The sequence below is a fragment of the Exiguobacterium sp. R-39 genome (assembly GCF_049942815.1).
Taxonomy (GTDB): domain Bacteria; phylum Bacillota; class Bacilli; order Exiguobacteriales; family Exiguobacteriaceae; genus Exiguobacterium_A.
In genome coordinates this window covers 225,642-241,110 of the sequence record NZ_CP187965.1, presented here as the reverse complement: position 1 = coordinate 241,110, position 15,469 = coordinate 225,642, and the positions used below count along the sequence as shown (strand labels likewise).

The 15,469-nt window shown below is 48.5% G+C and carries 13 protein-coding genes and 1 riboswitch; of the genes, 4 read left to right on the top strand and 9 right to left on the bottom strand.

The window, feature by feature from the left end:
• Positions 1–5 precede the first annotated feature (5 nt).
• Together ACP26N_RS01370 and ACP26N_RS01365 are read right to left on the bottom strand one after the other, a co-directional pair.
• Positions 6–761 (bottom strand): TerC family protein, encoded by a 756-nt coding sequence (locus tag ACP26N_RS01370; RefSeq protein WP_131503260.1) that lies wholly within the window; start codon positions 759–761, stop codon positions 6–8.
• A 153-nt stretch (positions 762–914) separates the two neighbouring features.
• Positions 915–1,772: a TerC family protein gene (locus ACP26N_RS01365; RefSeq protein WP_131503259.1), complete on the bottom strand. Its 858-nt coding sequence runs from the start codon at positions 1,770–1,772 to the stop codon at positions 915–917.
• A gap of 312 nt (positions 1,773–2,084) precedes the next feature.
• Between ACP26N_RS01365 and folE2 the strand changes: the two genes are divergently transcribed.
• The 4 genes from folE2 (at position 2,085) to ACP26N_RS01345 (ending at position 7,461) form a co-directional block, all read left to right on the top strand.
• Positions 2,085–2,990 (top strand): GTP cyclohydrolase FolE2, encoded by a 906-nt coding sequence (folE2, locus tag ACP26N_RS01360; protein ID WP_131503258.1) that lies wholly within the window; start codon positions 2,085–2,087, stop codon positions 2,988–2,990.
• A gap of 99 nt (positions 2,991–3,089) precedes the next feature.
• Positions 3,090–4,856, top strand: a complete 1,767-nt coding sequence (locus tag ACP26N_RS01355; protein WP_214855762.1) for a LytS/YhcK type 5TM receptor domain-containing protein — start codon at positions 3,090–3,092, stop codon at positions 4,854–4,856.
• Entirely contained in the window at positions 4,837–5,532 is a 696-nt protein-coding gene (locus ACP26N_RS01350) for a LytR/AlgR family response regulator transcription factor (protein ID WP_131973409.1), read from the top strand. The genes ACP26N_RS01355 and ACP26N_RS01350 overlap by 20 nt, the downstream gene beginning before the upstream one ends.
• 135 nt (positions 5,533–5,667) lie before the next feature.
• A complete protein-coding gene (locus ACP26N_RS01345; protein ID WP_131973410.1) occupies positions 5,668–7,461 on the top strand; it encodes a carbon starvation CstA family protein in 1,794 nt (597 codons plus the stop codon).
• Positions 7,462–7,514: 53 nt separating this feature from the next.
• On the opposite strand, the gene ACP26N_RS01340 is transcribed toward ACP26N_RS01345, so the two are convergent.
• The 7 genes from ACP26N_RS01340 to ACP26N_RS01310 all read right to left on the bottom strand — a co-directional run bounded on the left by ACP26N_RS01340 (position 7,515) and on the right by ACP26N_RS01310 (position 15,289).
• Positions 7,515–7,958 (bottom strand): GDYXXLXY domain-containing protein, encoded by a 444-nt coding sequence (locus ACP26N_RS01340; protein ID WP_426354513.1) that lies wholly within the window; start codon positions 7,956–7,958, stop codon positions 7,515–7,517.
• Positions 7,955–9,148, bottom strand: a complete 1,194-nt coding sequence (locus ACP26N_RS01335; protein WP_426354511.1) for a DUF2157 domain-containing protein — start codon at positions 9,146–9,148, stop codon at positions 7,955–7,957. Before ACP26N_RS01335 ends, ACP26N_RS01340 begins: the two co-directional genes overlap by 4 nt.
• A 150-nt stretch (positions 9,149–9,298) precedes the next feature.
• Positions 9,299–11,278, bottom strand: a complete 1,980-nt coding sequence (locus tag ACP26N_RS01330; RefSeq protein WP_426354509.1) for a methyl-accepting chemotaxis protein — start codon at positions 11,276–11,278, stop codon at positions 9,299–9,301.
• A gap of 130 nt (positions 11,279–11,408) precedes the next feature.
• Complete coding sequence (locus ACP26N_RS01325) at positions 11,409–11,708, bottom strand: rhodanese-like domain-containing protein (protein WP_131973414.1); 300 nt, start codon at positions 11,706–11,708, stop codon at positions 11,409–11,411.
• A 92-nt stretch (positions 11,709–11,800) separates the two neighbouring features.
• Positions 11,801–13,177, bottom strand: coding sequence for an amino acid permease (locus ACP26N_RS01320; protein WP_131973415.1), 1,377 nt, complete (start codon positions 13,175–13,177; stop codon positions 11,801–11,803).
• 223 nt (positions 13,178–13,400) lie between these two features.
• Positions 13,401–14,708, bottom strand: coding sequence for a nucleobase:cation symporter-2 family protein (locus ACP26N_RS01315; protein WP_131973416.1), 1,308 nt, complete (start codon positions 14,706–14,708; stop codon positions 13,401–13,403).
• Positions 14,705–15,289, bottom strand: a complete 585-nt coding sequence (locus tag ACP26N_RS01310) for a xanthine phosphoribosyltransferase (protein WP_131973417.1) — start codon at positions 15,287–15,289, stop codon at positions 14,705–14,707. Before ACP26N_RS01310 ends, ACP26N_RS01315 begins: the two co-directional genes overlap by 4 nt.
• A 74-nt stretch (positions 15,290–15,363) precedes the next feature.
• Positions 15,364–15,463: riboswitch (purine riboswitch) on the bottom strand.
• Between the last annotated feature and the right edge of the window lie 6 nt (positions 15,464–15,469).

Genomic DNA, 15,469 nt, shown 5'->3' with positions numbered 1-15,469 from the left:
AATTATTATTCGTCTGTTTTCGTACCACTTCTAAACCAACCTAACACTAAAATCAAGACGAGTACAATCCAGAAAATCGATTGCCAAAGCGTACTTTCCGGGAATTCATGCGGTAAGACATGAATCGACGGATGCGCCAGTGTCATGACGACAAGCTTGACCCCGACCCACGCAACAAGCCAAAAGGCAGCTTCTTCGATTCCCGGCCGTTTTTGTAATAAGACGACAAACCAGCTGGCGAAGTAACGCATGATGACAAGTCCAATGATTCCGCTGAAGAAGACAACCCAGAATTGTCCTGTGTTCAAGCCGCCGATTGTTCCGCCGATCATTGGTAACGTCGTCGCCATCGCAACAGCTGCGAGCGTCGAGTCGACCGCGAACGCTAAATCCGAGAACTCGACTTTGACAACCGTCCACCAAAAGTTCGGCGACGCTTTTTGTGACGCCATTGCATCGGGAACCTGATGTTTGTTTGAACGTGCTTCGATAATCCCTTTGAAGGCAACATAGAACAAATAAATGGCGCCGAGTGCCTGAAGCTCCCAAATCGTCGCCAGGTAAGACGCGAAGAAAATCGCAACGAAGCGTAAAACAAGTGCTCCGATCAATCCATAAAACAATGCCTTTTTTCGTTGATCGTCCGGCAACGGACGCACGAGAACAGCCATGACCATGGCGTTATCAGCTGACAGCAGACCTTGTAAAATGATTAAAACAAGCCCAACCGTCGCATACTGTGTAATTAATCCAATATCCATAAAAACGAATCCCCTTTTTGTTCAGTAAGTTTATTATAAGGCCGCTTACCTAAAAGCAAAAGACTCAAGACTTAAATCTGACGGTTCTTTTTATCTGCTCTTCCGGATTAGTAGACAAAAAAAGACGCCCCTTGAAGGAGAGCCTAATTGAAATTACAGATTTTTTTCGACTTTCTTTTCAGCATCCGGATTTGATTTCGTCTTCGGAGAAGAGAACCAACCCCAGAGTGCGAGACCGACCATGACTGTCCAGAAGAAGATTTGCCACGGTGTGCTGTGGGCGAATCCTTCCGGAAGTTTCCATGCTTCGAAAATCGTACCTTCGATTGATGCATGGTATTTAGGGTGTTCGAGTGCGAGGACCGCAAGTTTTACACCGACCCAGGCAACGATGGCGAATGCTGCTGTTTCAAGACCCGGACGTTCCCCCAGTAACTTAACGAAGACGCGGGCTGCAAAACGCATCAGGACGACACCCATCAGTCCACCTGTCAAAATGACGACGAAGTGACCGGTGTTCAAGCCACCAATTTCACCTGTTCCCCAGTTCGGGAGCGCAACGGCAAGTGCGACGGCTGCCAAAATTGAATCGACGGCAAACGCGAGGTCGGCGAATTCAATCTTCGCGACTGTTTTCCAGAACTCGGCTTTAGAAACCGGCTCATCTGATTTCGGTTCTGCGTCGAGTTCATTTTCCGCCCCATGATTCTCACCGATTCGCCGGGCTTTGATCGTCTTATAAATATGCCGGAGTCCCATGATTAACAGGTAGGCGGCACCAAGTGCTTGGATCTGCCAAATATCGACGAGGAATGAGATTGCGAACAATGCTGCAAATCGAAGAACGAATGCTCCTGCTAATCCATAAAATAAAGCCTTTTTCTGCTGCTCGCCCGGTAAATGTTTTACCATGACGGCCAAGACAAGTGCGTTATCTGCCGAAAGGAGTCCTTCTAACGCGATTAAGACGAGGACAACCCAGGCATATTGAAGTACTAACTGCCAATCCATCTACTTCATTCCTTCCTAAGTTATGATTTTAAATTGAAAATCAAGTTTTCATTAGACACATCGTTTATGCGTTCATATGAACATATACTATAGGATAATATACCCGATTGCAAGCAAGTTATACCTGAAAATAAGCAAACTGTTTCTTCCGAGCCTTGTAAGTTTTGTTTTTAGGAAGGTTCGTGATAAAATTCATAGCAACGATACGTCGCGACAACACATTCACGGAATCATCAGACTTGCTCGTCTCTAGCATTCCTGTCATGTTATTACTACTTGCATTACTACAAAAGGACAAAGGGGCCGATATGAATGTCTACCTACCCGGTTACACTGCCAACCAAAGAAGAGCGCCACAAGCTGTTTGGTTCTGTTCCTCCCATTAAAGGGACAAAGCCGACTGAAAAAGATAAAATGATCGACTTGCAAAATACACCGAAGAATTTCCTATTCGCACTCGATGCTGTAGGAATTTCAAACGTCAAACATCCTGTCGTCATCCAAGACGGCGAATCGACACAAGCAACTGTCGCGACATTCGAACTGTCTACTTCGCTTGTTCAAGACCGTAAAGGGATCAACATGAGCCGTTTGACGGAACAACTTGATCAGTACCATAACGAGGGGTGGGTCATCACGAATGAATCCCTCATCCAATTCGCACGTGAACTTGCTGAGCGGATGGAACAGACCGAAGGACAATTGACCATCCGTTACCCATGGTTCTTCACACGTAAAGCGCCTGCAACAGGACTCGGCGGATTGATGAATGCCGAAGTCTGGCAAACAGTCAGCGTCGACACAGAAACAAACGAAGCGACCTTGTCTGTCGGTCTGACGATTAACGTCACGACACTTTGCCCATGTTCAAAGGAAATCAGCGAATACAGCGCGCATAACCAACGTGGTTACGTGACAATGGAAGCTTCATTACGCGATGAAGCGGATGATTTTAACTGGAAACAAGAACTTCTTGATGCAGCAGAATCAAATGCATCGGCACCTCTGCACCCGGTCCTGAAACGTCCGGATGAAAAACGTGTCACAGAGATGGCCTATGAAAACCCACGTTTTGTCGAAGATATGGTGCGCCTAATCGCCGCTGATCTTTACGAAATGGATGCCATCGCGTCGTTCTTCGTCGAATGCCGCAACGAAGAAACGATTCACCAGCATGATGCGATTGCACGCATCACCTTTGATAAAGATGCACAGTAATCTATAAGGAAACTCCAACCAATCCTCGGATCGGTTGGAGTTTTTTTCGTTGTCCTCCTTTTCGGTAACGTTTACACTTAGGACGAATGGAGGGATGTCATGTTTGAACTCATACCCTTTTTACTGGAACGACTCGGAATCATGATCATTTTAGCGTTCATCCTCGCCCAGTGGGGACCGACAAGGCGTTTACTGAAACAGCCTGAAGCCGGCTGGCAGTTCGGGTTGTTGATTCTGTTTTTCGCCACATACGGGATTTTGAGTAACTACACCGGTGTCAAAGTCGATTTGGCCAAGTTTTTACCGCACACCTGGCTCGAACAGGTCGATGGTACATCGGCTATTGCGAATACACGGACGATGATTGTCGTCATCAGTGGATTGCTCGCCGGTCCACTCGGCGGCACGATCACCGGTCTGCTCGTCGGTGTTCATCGTTATACACTCGGTGGTTTTACCGCCTTTGCTTGTGCTTTATCGACTGTCGTCGCAGGAGGTGTCAGTGGCTTACTCCGTCCTTACTGGCGCGATCGTCTCGGCAGCCAAGCGTTATTACCGATTTGTCTGACCGGCTTTTTAATGGTTTTCGAAATGTCTTTAATTCTTCTGTTGTCCGATCCGTTTCCAGCTGCCCTCGAACTGGTCCAGTTCATCTTTCTTCCGATGACCGTCGTCAATGTCCTTGGAGTATGGCTGTTCTTATCAATCATCCGTCTCGCAGCGCGGGAAGAAGAGCATGTCCGGGCCCGTGAAGCGGAACGCTCCCTGCATATTGCGGATTTGACCTTACCGTATTTGACACGCGGCTTAAATATCCAAACGGCTGAAGCCGTTGCCGATATCTTGTTACAACAAACACGCGCCGATGCCGTCTCCTTGACCGATCAATCGGTTATTTTGGCACATATCGGCGTCGGCAGTGACCACCATCGATCCGGCGGGCACTGGACGACCCGTCCGACGGAACATGTCCTGACAGACGGACAACTCCGCCTCGTCACTGATCAGGATGAGATTGGCTGTCCGAAAGCAGACTGCCCGTTACAAGCCGGAATCATCGCGCCGTTGACGATCGGTGAAACGACGATCGGGACATTGAAGGTTTATTATCCTCACCCTGAATTACTCGATGCGGTCGAAGTCGAATTGATCGAAGGACTGGCGAAGCTCTTTTCGACCCAACTCGCTCTCGGCAAAGCGGAACGGCAAGCCGGTTTATTAAAGGATGCCGAAATCCGCGCACTCGAAGCGCAAATTCATCCGCACTTTTTGTTTAATGCCATCAATACGATTTATGCGTCGTGCCGGACAGATGTTGAACAGGCCCGGACATTACTGCTGGAACTGTCGACCTTTTTCCGCAGCAATCTGCAAGGCGCCCGCTCGACGAAAATTCCATTGCAAAAGGAACTGGAACATATCGAAGCCTACATCTCGCTTGAAGCTGCCCGTTTTCCCAGCCGTCCGTTCGTTGATATTGATTTAGAGGAAGGCACAGAACAACTACTCGTTCCTCCGTTTATTCTCCAACCGTTAATCGAAAACGCCTTCCAACATGCGTTCAGTCCCGGACAAACCGGATATGTCGGTGTCACTGCCTGGTTGACCGCCGATCAATTGGTATTGGAAGTCGTCGATAATGGACGCGGGATTGAAGCGGAGCAACTCACACGCCTCGGCCGGGAAGTCATCGAATCGCGTGGCACCGGGACCGCCCTGTTCAATACTGCGGAACGAATCAAAAGCCTGTATGCCGAAAACGGTTCTTTCCGATTGACCAGTCAACCTGGAGAAGGTACGACCATTACCATCCATCTGCCGATCGAAACAGGAAAGGAGGCGCCGCATGCGCACGATCTTAATTGAAGATGAACCACTTGCCCGCGATGAACTACGGTATCATGTCGTCCGGGCCGGACTCGAAGTCATCGCCGAGACAGGACACGTCGGTGAGGCTGAACAACTCGTTCGGACGTTGCAACCGGATCTCGTGTTTTTAGATATCGAACTGATTGACGGGAGCGGGCTTGACGTCGCCAAACGTTTGCAATCGATGCCGCATCCGCCGGCGATTTTATTTGTGACGGCTTATGATGCCCATGCCCTCGAAGCGTTCGAACTGAACGCTTACGATTACATCTTAAAACCGTATGATCCGTCACGGATTATTCGGGCGATTGAAAAAATCATGCGAAAACCGGCGCTGAAAACACCGCGGATCGAACGATTGGCCGTCGAATCCGGAGAGCAGTTAAAATTGCTTTCCCCGCAGGATGTCGACTATATCGTCGCTGAAAGCGGAAAAACAAAAATCGTGACCCGTTCCGAATCCTATCCGTCAAATGATACGTTACAGGAACTTGAACGAAAATTATCGGATCACCGTTTTCTGCGGGTCCACCGCTCCTATCTCGTCAACCTGGCTGCCATCGAAGCGATCGAACCCTGGTTCAATGGTGCCTATACGATCAAGATCCAACAGATTGATGTACCTGTCAGTCGGACGTATGTCAAAGTCTTGAAGGAAGCTCTCGGTATCTGAGGGTTTTCTTTTTTCCGTTCATCCTTCTTTTTCGACATGTCATCGGTCAAAACGAACGGTTCATCCGCTTAACGAAAGAAAGCGCTTCCAAATCAAGTACACTTTTCTCATACCAGTTTATGAGGAGGTTCATACATGAGTGCTACACCAATTGTTATTGCCGTCATTTGTATTTTATTGATCGTTTATCGTCTTTATGGCACATTCATGGCTGTCAAAGTCTTAAAAATCAAAGAGGACCGGGAAACACCGGCCCATAAGTTTGCGGATGGAAAAGATTATGTCCCGACCAACAAATGGGTGTCGTTCGGTCACCACTTCGCAGCAATCGCCGCTGCCGGTCCGCTCGTCGGTCCTGTACTTGCTGCCCAGTTCGGCTACTTACCGGGACTGTTATGGCTCTTGATTGGTGCCGTCATCGGTGGCGCCGTCCACGATATGGTCGTCTTGTTCGCTTCGATGCGTCAAGATGGACAGTCGTTATCGGAAGTCGCTAAAAAAGAGCTTGGACCTGTCGCCGGTTTTTGTGCCGGTCTTGCGATGCTATTCATCATCACAATCACGATGGCCGGCTTATCAATGGTCGTCCTGCATGCCCTTGAGCACAATCCATGGGGAACATTCGCTGTCTTCTCGACCATTCCGATTGCAATGGGTGTCGGCATCTACTTACGAAAAGGCGGCAACCTCGCCTTGGCTTCAGTCGTCGGTTTCCTATTAATTCTTGCTGCGATTGGTTTCGGTCCCCAGTTGACTGACACGTTCATCGGAACATGGTTCGACCTGTCGTCACGTCAACTCGCGATTGCGTTACCGATTTATGCCTTCTTCGCTGCAGCACTGCCGGTCTGGTTGTTGCTTGCACCGCGTGATTACTTATCCAGCTTTATGAAAATCGGTGTCTTCCTGGCCTTGATCGTCGGTGTCTTCATCATCAACCCGGACATCCGCTTCCCGGCTTTCACGAAATTTGTCAACGGTGGCGGTCCCATCATTGCCGGTCCGGTCTGGCCGTTCATCTCCATCACGATTGCCTGTGGTGCGATTTCCGGCTTCCACGCCTTCGTCGGTTCCGGAACGACACCAAAGATGATCAATCGGTGGAGCGATATCAAACCGGTCGCCTTCGGTGCGATGCTTGTTGAGTGTCTCGTCGCTGTCATGGCTTTGATTGCCGCGACTTCCCTTGAAGTCGGTGATTACTTCGCCATCAACTCAACACCGGAAGTCTTTGCAACACTCGGGATGAGTACGGTCTATCTCGATGAATTGTCACGGGAAATCGGTCTCGATCTCGCCGGGCGGACTGGTGGAGCTGTTTCGCTGGCCGTCGGTATGACGTTTATCTTCCGGGCCATCCCCTGGTTCCGTGAAATTGCCGGCTTCTTCTTCCAATTCGTCATTCTCTTCGAAGCAGTCTTCATCCTGACAGCGATCGATGCCGGAACACGTGTAGCCCGCTACCTGATTCAAGATTTCTTCGGTGAATTTTACAAACCATTGAAACGTGTTGACTGGATTCCGGGTGCCATTTTTGCCAGTGCGCTTGGAACGTTCTTCTGGGGGTACCTGCTCTTCTCCGGCGACATCGGTTCGATTTGGGCCTTATTCGGTGTCTCGAATCAGTTGATGGCTTCCATCGGCTTGATCATCGGAACAACGATTATCCTGAAAATTGCCGATAAAAAAGTCTATGCGTTAACGACATTCATTCCACTTGTCTACCTGCTCGTAACGGTCACGTTCGCTGACATCTGGATGGTCGCCAATGTCTATGCAAACCCGGCCTCTGCCGGCTTCAGTATTCTGAATACGATCCTGTCGGTCACGATGGGCGTTTTAGCGATCGTCATCACGATTTCAGCTGTGCGGAAATGGATTGAATTGCTCAATTCACCGCGTTGGGAAAAAGTGAAAAAATCAGCTTAATCAAAACCGCTTGGATTGTACACGGATTTCGTGTATCCATCCAAGCGGTTTTTTTATTTACGAACACCCAAATCAGTTGCCCGAAGCGTACCCCATGGCGAGACATCGGCTTTGACCACTAATTTTTTTTCATCTTCGTATCCTTTTCCTGTTCCCTGCTCCACATAATACTGGTTCAATTGGGGAATCGTGACGTATTTGTCATAATAATCTCCGGCAACTGAACCAAAAAAGCGTTCATTCGAGATACGGTCAATCTTGGCATAACCATCAGAATCCGTCGTAAACGTAACGTAGACCAATCCTTTTTTAACGGAATCCGCCGGCTTCAAGTCAGGATACTGCAACATGACATATTCACCGTAGACCGGGCTAAACGGATCATACGGTTCGGCCCGAAAACGATAGCTGTCACCGAACCAGGAAATGGAATAAAAACTGAGGATCACACCGAGGACAACGATAATTTGCAGGACTGGAAACAGATACCGTTTCATGACGGAACCCCTCCTTCATGACGTTTTCGAATCCACCACAAGACACCGGCAATCAGGAAGACGAGCAATGCACCGACAAGGAAGAATAACGACATATCGAGGCGATCCCAGGCATAGATGAAATAAATCGTCAGTTGGACGGCGATGAAGTAAACGAATGGAATCGTCAGGCGACGACCTTGGCGCTCCTGCACAATCAAATAGACAAAGGCAATGATTTCGACGAGCGCAGCAATCAAGATGGCTTGTTCGTCAAACCAAAGGAATCCGAACAAACCGAGCGGCAAAATCCAAAGAAGCGGACGGAATCTTTGATAAATCAAATAACCGACTGCGAGACCAAAAACGGCAAGTGCGATGGCTTCTCCTAAAGGAATGACAGAGTCCGTTGTTTCCGCACGGACTGTTAAATAGATCAGTGAATTGATTGCGGCGACGATTAAATAGAGGTTGTATAAAAAATGACGGTCCTCTTCCTGTTTGACGACGAGTAACATCGGGACAAGCGCGAACAAGGTCCAAATCGGCCAAAGGACACCGTCGTAAGAGACAAGTGCAAACAACTCAAGTCCCGATACATAAAGAAATAACCAACTAAGAATGAGCGACGGGAAGGACTGGCTGAAATAAAACCAGGCAAGCGAAACGATCACGACGAAGACAATCGATGTCCAGTCGAGGAACGTGGCGTGCTCACTTCCGAATCCGCCAACTCCGGTAAATATATTCAAACCCGAGATGAATGCGAGAATGGCATAGACCGGATGACGCCACGTAAAGAAATGAGCCAGTGCAGCGAGAAAGACGGCCCAACCAATAAAGGAACCTTGCATGGACATATGGAAGCTCTGAACGGTAACGATGAGTGCTCCGGCAAAGGCAATTAATCCAAGAATTCGAAAAGCGACCGGATTCCAAATGGTACGCCGTTCCGATACATCTGCCAAAACATAACAACTGACCATGATGATCAAAACTAAACCGATTTTAATGAGGACAGGAATCACTTGCCAGTTGGCGGCTAAAAAACTGAGTAGTGCTAAACCGACAAATGTCAATCCGACAATCAACAACAGCGGAACACGTTTCTTTTTTTGGCGGTGGGCTTCATACTCTTTAATCCGTTGAATCGTCTCTGCGTCAATCAAACCAGCCTGTTGCCATTCCATTAATTTCGTCTGTCGTGCCATCACCAACACCTCCCGATTACAAGCTGCCAGGCTATATAAGTATTTTCCCGTTTCTTATTCTATTCAAGCAACATTCATCAGTAATCAGGTCGAAGATAACGTCTTTTTCAAAAAAACGACCGTTCCTGAAAGAGGACGGTCGTCTGCAGGTTATACTTTGAATCGCGATACGAGGACTTGCAATTCTTCCGCCATATCGGACAAGGTTTTTGCCGATTGCGAAATATCTTCCATCGAGCCGAGCTGTTCTTCCGTCGTCGCTGCGACGCGCTCTGATGCTGCAGAATTTTCATCTGCGATATGGGCGATTTCCGTTGCCGATGCCGAGACTTCCTGGACGTTGGCAGCAATCTCTTCGACCGTTGCCGTGACATCTTCGATCCGCGGTGTCATCTCTTGCGTCCGTAACATGATTTGTTTGAATCGAACGGCTGAATCTTCCGTCGTTTCGAGTCCTGCTTTCGTATGATGCGACACTTCTTTCATCAAGAAAACCGAACGTTCCGTTTCCTGTTTGATGTTTTGAATCAGGTGGGAAATTTGTTTCGTCGATTCCTGCGATTGTTCTGCAAGTTTCCGGACTTCACTGGCAACGACAGCAAATCCTTTGCCGTTTTCCCCTGCCCGTGCCGCTTCAATTGCAGCATTCAAGGCAAGTAAATTCGTTTGGGTCGCAATGCCGTTGATGACATCCACAATCTTGCCAATCTCATTTGAGCGATGCGCGAGCGACTGGATGACCTCACCAAAGTTCTCGACCGATGCATCGATTGCTTTCATCTGTTCCACGTTCTTCGTGACAGCTGCTGTCCCGTCTTCTGCTTCTGAAGCGGTTGCGCGCGACAGTTCCGAGACATTCGTTGAGCTCTCGGCAATCCGCATGACACCTGATGTGATGGCTTGCAGAGAAACGGCATTACCGTCGAGTTGTCGTTTCGATTGACCTGCCCCGGCGGCCATTTCTTGAATCGAACCGGCAATTTGTTCTGAGGCTGCCGTCGTTTGCGCCGCATTCGCCATCAGTTCTTCGGAAGAAGCCGCGACTTGGCCGATGGATTGATCAAGATTTGAGATGATACCACGCAGTGACAGAATCATCGTATTAAAGCTCTTGGCGACTTGGCCGATCTCATCATCCGACTCGACGACGACTTCCTCCGTCAAATCTCCTTCCTGGATTCGTTCCGCACTTTTCGTCAATCGGTTCAAGGGGCTGATGATCGAACGTAGGATAAAGAATAACAGGAGTGCAGCCAGGATGAACGTACCGGCAATGACACCTAATGTCGTCCATAAAATACCTGCTGTTTCATCCGTGATTTCGTAATCGTACAATGTCCCGGCAACTTTCCAGCCGGTCAGACCGTTCGTCATGAAGTCCATTTGTTTGTCTTCATCTTCAAATAAGTAAGAGAAGCGTCCTTCTTTTCCTGCATAAAGAGATCCAACCCAACTGCCGGATGCCGTTTCACCCGGTTTGAGTGTCGGATGGGTGACGAATTTTTTCTTCGAATCCAAAATCGTGACATAACCTTCTTTTCCGATTTTGATTTTTTGGGCGATTTCTGAAATCCGGTCGACATCGACGTCGATTGCGATGACACCCCGTCCGTTTCCACCTGTTTGCGAGAGTGTGACCATCATCTTGCCCGATGCAGCATCGACGTATGGATCCGTGATGACGACTTTTCCGCTGGCGCCTTCTGCTGCTTTGTACCAGGGGCGTTCACGCGGATCATAATCTTCCGGCATCGATTGCTCCGGATAAATCGTCATCTCGCCGGATGTCGTTGCATAATAAATATTAGTGGCTTGCGGATGCGTATCTAAGTATTCGGTCATCTTTTCTTTTAAGTTGAGATTCTGTTTGCCTGATTGGTATAATGTTCCGTCAATCCGGTCCGCAAAAAAGGCGACATCGCGGCGCATCGGATCGATGATATTCATGATTTCATCATTCATCCGGTCGACGCCGGCATGCGCCGACTGCAGAATTTCATTCGTGATTTTTTGTTTGGCCTGGCTGTAAGAAACAAAACCGATCAATAAAGAAGGAATCAATAATAAGAGCATCGATGTCAGGATCAACTTCTGTTTAATACTCAACGTGCGTTTTTTCTTCTGTTCCATATCCAACTCCCCTTCTCGCGCTACATAATCGCCGTTCTAGTTTCTTTATCGGTTAAAATGTATACTTTTTCACAGAAAATTAAAAAAAAGAAGCGGATCCGTTTAGGAATCCGCTTCCAATTTTCATGACTTACGCTTCTTGATCGCCTTTCCAGTTCATCATGCCGCCTTCGACGTTGACGATGTCATATCCGTACTGTTCGAGGAAGCGTCCGACGTTTTCACTTCGTCCGCCTGCTTTACAAATCAGATAGTACGTTTCGCCTTCCTGCAACTCTGTATACCGTTCACCGATTTCAGACATCGGCAGAAAACGGACATTCGGAATATGACCGGCATCGTATTCGTCCTGTTCCCGGACATCTACGACGTGTAAAGATTCACCCGCTTCAAGCTTTTCTTGCAGTTCATCGACATGAATCGTTTTCATGATTATTCCTCCTTTGACGTATCTGTGTCCAGTGTAGCAAAACTGACGTCGAAACAGAACAAAAGAGACCAGCCAAAGCTGATCTCCAGTTCTTATTCTCCGGATGCCTGATCCAGTGGTTGACGCTTTTGCTTATGCATTCCCCGTGCATAATACACAGCAATCAAAATCACGTACCAGAGCGGTCCGACAATCAGTGCAATCCGTGTTCCGGCATCAAATGCCATCAGGACGATGACACCCGCGAGTGCGGCTAACGCAAGATAGTTCGCAATCGGGAAGAACGGAACTGCGAATTCAGCTGATCCGTGCACTTTACGTGCCCGCATCTGAGCAATCAAAATCATCGCCCATGTCCAGACAGCTCCGAATGTCGCAATGCTTGTGACGATCGCAAAGACATCGTCCGGCAAGAAGTAATTGAGTGCGACACCGACCAGCAACGCAACGCCAGAAAGGATCGTTGCAAGTGCCGGCACACCGTTTTTAGAAATCTTCGCAAAACGCTTCGGTGCTTCCTGATTTTGTGACAAGTTCATCATCATCCGGGCTGTTGAGAAAATCCCTGAGTTACATGAGGATAAAGCCGCCGTCAGGACCACGAAGTTAATGATTCCGGCAGCGGCCGGAATGCCTAGTGAATCAAATAATAAAACGAATGGACTGCTGTTATTCTGTCCGACTTGATCCCATGGATAAATCGAAAGAATGACGAACAGAGCACCGATATAGAAGACTAAAATTCGTAAGAAGACATTGTTGACCGCTTTACGGATCGTTTTCTTCGGATTTTTTGCTTCTCCTGCTGTGACCCCGATCACTTCAATCCCTAAGAAGGCAAACATGACCATTTGCATCGCAAGTAGAACACCGCCGAACCCGTTCGGCAGGAATCCGCCATGCGACCAAAGATTTGAAATCCCGACCGGCGTACCGCCGTTCCCGAACCCGATGACGATCGTCAGCGTTCCGAGGATGATCATTGCGACGATGGCAACAATTTTGATCAATGCAAACCAGAATTCGAATTCCCCGTAAAACTTAACGGCAATGAAGTTGATGCTTGTCATCAAAATCAGTGCACCAAGCGCCCACATCCAAGTGGGCGAATTCGGGAACCATTCCTGCATATAAATCCCGACGGCCGTAATTTCGGCCATACATGTGAAAATCCAGAGCAACCAATAATTCCATCCTGTCAGGAAACCGGCGAGCGGGCTGACATATTTTCGGGCATACTCGGCAAAGCTGCCTGATACCGGTTCACGGACTGCGAGTTCCCCAAGAGCCCGCATGATAATGAAGATAATAAGACCACCGATTAAGTACCCGATCAGTATTCCTGGTCCAGCTAATTGAATCGCTTTTGCGGATCCCAAGAACAATCCGACACCGATTGCCGCCCCCAGCGACATCAGTGTAATGTGACGTTCCTCTAATCCCCGATTCAGTTCTGTCTGTTGTTTCATCTGTACGACGTCCTTCCCGTCTGTGTTTGATTCTTAGCAGTTCCCCTAACCGCTACGTTGTCAGTATAAAGAAATTGTGTCCGTTTTGTAAACGTTTTCAAGAGATATTTTCTCCGAATCCCACATACTCGAAATATTCTGATTTATGTAACGGTACATAAAAGGAGCAACCACCTATACCGAATAGTATACATGACTGCTCCTTTCATAAGGGTTACAAAACTTATTCAACCTTTGCCAAAGATGATTTTTTCATTGTGGTTTTCTTTTCCGTCAATCGGAATAAACCGTTTAAGAGCAACGCGGTTACTGATCCGGCAACGATCGGGCTGTCCGTCAAGACACGGACTTGATCCGGAAGTGACGCGACAATCGCCGGATTCATGCTGATACCGAGTCCGACACCAAGCGCAAGAGCCACCGTGATGACATGATCATTTTTGGAAAAATCGACGCGGGATAAAATCCGGATTCCGCTCGCTGCGACCGTTCCGAACATGACGAGCATCGCCCCGCCGAGAACCGGCTTTGGAATCAGCGTCGTGAAGGTTGCGACTTTCGGCAGGAAACCGAGCACAATCAAAAAGAATCCGGCAAAGATGATGACTTTTCGTGTTTTCACACCTGTCAATTGAACAAGACCGACATTCTGACTGTATGTCGTATACGGGAAACTGTTGAAAATTCCGCCGATGATGGTCGCTGCCCCTTCCGCGCGGTAGCCGCGGGCTAAATCCTGATCCGTCAACTTCTTGTCGGTGATTTCTCCAAGCGTCAAGAAGACTCCGGTCGACTCGACCATCGAAACGAGTCCGACCAGTGTCATCGTCAAAATCGCTGTTGCATTAAAGGTCGGGACACCAAAATAAAACGGTGTCACCATTTGGAACCACGACGCCTCGGCAACCGGGCTGAAATCAATCATCCCCATACCGAATGCAACGAGCGTTCCGATCAGGACGGCAATCAAGACCGCTGCCGCTTTCGAAAAGACCGTTCCGTAACGGTTAAAGACTAAAATCAAAACGATGGTCAGTCCGGCAAGTGCCAAGTACCGCATGTCACCAAAATCCTTTGCTCCTTGTCCGCCGCCGATATCGTTAATGGCAGCCGGAATCAACGAGATCCCGATGATCGTCACGACAGAACCGAGCACGACCGGTGGAAATAAAATCGCAATCCGGCTGAACCAACCGGAAATGACTAAGATGATTAATCCACTGGCGATCAGCGCTCCATAAATCGCGGTAATGCCTTGCAGACTGCCAATCGCAATCATCGGACCGACAGCTGTGAACGTACAGCCGAGGACGACAGGTAAACCGACACCCGTATACTTCGTCACGAAAACTTGCAGCAACGTCGCTACACCACACATGAACAAATCAATTGCAACGAGATAAGCCAGTTCTTCCCCTGATAAACCGATTGCGCTGCCGACAATCAACGGGACAATCGCGGCTCCCGTATACATGGCGAGGACATGTTGCAGACCAAGGCTCGCCGCTTTGGCGTTGGATAACGTCTTCATACCGTCACCGGGTCAACGAACGTCGCCTCTCCGGCTTCTAACTTTTTAATCCGGGCAAGCGATTCGACACGGAATCCGGCATCCAGCAGCTTTTGACGTCCCGGTTGGAATGATTTTTCAATGACGATGCCGAAACCTGCAACTTCTGCTCCTGCCTGTTCGACGAGTTTCGCTAAACCAAATGCCGCTTCCCCGTTCGCGAGGAAATCATCGATGATCAGAACGCGTTCTCCTGCCTGCAGATACTTTTCCGCGACCGTAATCGTACTCGTCTGCTGTTTCGTAAACGAGTAGACTTCTGCTGAAATCGTACCTTCGTTTAACGTCAACGACTTGGTTTTCCGGGCATAGACCATCGGAACCCCTAATCGGAGAGCGGTCATCATCGCCGGGGCGATTCCGCCCGCTTCAATCGTCAAGATCCGTGTGATTCCGGCATCCTTGAACCGATCCATGAATTCATAAGCAATTTCCCACATTAAGGTCGGATCGACCTGGTGGTTTAAAAAGGAATCGACTTTTAATACCTGATCCGATAAGACTAACCCTTCTTGTTGAATCATTTCTTCCAAACGTTTCATAACTGATTTCTCCTTTTTGAACGAAAAAAACGTACAGCCAGCTACCCGGGGGCAGCCACTGTACGCTAAAAAGAGAGCAGTAACTCACCACCCGTAGTCGGATCGTTACGGCGATCCGGTAGAGACTCGTGGGCCAATTCCCACTATTATACGAGCGTTGCTATACGTTTATTCGTTGAT